Genomic DNA, 1,560 nt, shown 5'->3' on the forward strand with positions numbered 1-1,560 from the left:
GTGTCAACGCCCCCGCGAGCCCGCCGCCCCGGGTCTCCTCCGGCGGGGGCGTTGACACCGGGACGTCCGTGGGTCCACGCTGTGCACATCCCGTGAGAGCGCTCTCACCTCGGAACGGCCCTTCTTGAGAGCGCTCTCACCGCACCACCCGTGACCCCCGATCAACGTCGATCCGCCGTCCCGGCGGGGCCCGAGGAGTTCCCCATGGCGAATGTCCGGAAGACCACGCTCGCCGCCGCGGCGGCAGCGGTCAGCGGCGCACTGCTGCTGACGTCCTGCAGCACGACCGACACCGGTTCCGCCGACGCGGCGGCCGCGGACGGCAAGACCCAGCTCAGCGTCAGCCTGTTCGGCACGTTCGCCATGGACGAGGCGGGCCTGTTCGACGAGTACCAGAAGCTCAACCCCGACATCACGATCCAGTACGAGTCCACCCAGGGCGAGGACAAGTACTGGCCCGCGCTGCAGACGAAGCTGGCCTCCGGCAACGGTGCGGCCGACATCCAGGGCATCGAGGTCGGCCGCATCGCCGACGTCGTGGCCAACCAGCAGGACAAGTGGACCGACCTGGCCACCACCGCCGCCGGCGAGCGCACCGCCGACTACCCGGAGTGGAAGTCCTCCGCGGCCACCACCGAGGACGGCAAGGTGCTCGGCATGGGCACCGACATCGGCCCGATGGGCCTGTGCTACCGCAGCGACCTGCTCCAGCAGGCCGGGCTGCCCTCCGACCCCGCCGAGCTGTCCGCCCGCCTGACCTCCTGGGACGACTACGTCGCGCTGGGCCGCGAGTTCAAGGCCGCCGCCCCCGCGGGCACCGCCTGGATGGACGCCGCCGGCGGCTTCTACAACGCGATCATCTCCACCGAGGAGGAGATCTACTACGACCAGGCCGGCGAGCTGGTCTGGGACAGCAACCCCGCGGTCAAGGAGGCCTTCGACACCGCCGCCGCCGCGGCGGAGGAGGGCCTGACCGCCAAGCTGGAGCAGTTCGAGGACCCCGCCTGGGACACCGGCTTCGGCGGCGGCACCTTCGCCACCATCGCCTGCCCGGCGTGGATGGTCGGCTACATCAAGGGCAAGGCCGGCGACGCCGGGACCGGCAAGTGGAACGTCGTCTCCCTGCCGGGCGGCGCGGGCGGCAACTGGGGCGGCGCCTACCTGGGCGTCCCGGCCTCCAGCGACAACAAGGAGGAGGCCGCCGAGCTCGTCGCGTGGCTGACCGCCCCCGAGCAGCAGGCCAAGATCTTCCAGACCGGCGGCAACTTCCCGTCCAACACCAAGGCCTTCGACCTGGTCTCCGGTGCCACCGACGAGTACTTCCAGGGCGCCCCGATCGGGCAGATCTTCTCGCAGGCCGCCGAGGCCGCCCCCACCCAGGTCCTGGGCGAGGAGGACGCCGTCGTGAAGTCCGCGCTGGTGCAGGCCCTGCTGTCCATCGAGGTCAACGGCGTGAGCCCGGCCGACGCCTGGACGAGCGCCGCCGACCAGCTCGAGAACCAGATCGGCTGACGCACCGCCGTCGGGGACGGGGCGGCCGCCCGCGGGCGGCCGCCCCGT

Annotated in this window: 1 protein-coding gene; it reads left to right on the forward strand. The window is 72.1% G+C overall.

The annotated features are described in order from the left end of the window. Positions 1-204: 204 nt before the first annotated feature. Entirely contained in the window at positions 205-1,512 is a 1,308-nt protein-coding gene (locus GTR00_RS20510) for an extracellular solute-binding protein (RefSeq protein WP_166613376.1), read from the forward strand. The last annotated feature ends 48 nt before the right edge of the window (positions 1,513-1,560 follow it).

It is taken from the genome of Kineococcus indalonis, from assembly GCF_009906395.1.
In the GTDB taxonomy this organism is placed as follows: domain Bacteria; phylum Actinomycetota; class Actinomycetes; order Actinomycetales; family Kineococcaceae; genus Kineococcus; species Kineococcus indalonis.

What these genes read in the sequence shown, in the direction of transcription:
- GTR00_RS20510 (WP_166613376.1), top strand. Translation starts at nt 205, where the DNA reads ATGGCGAATGTCCGGAAGACCACGCTCGCCGCCGCGGCGGCAGCGGTC.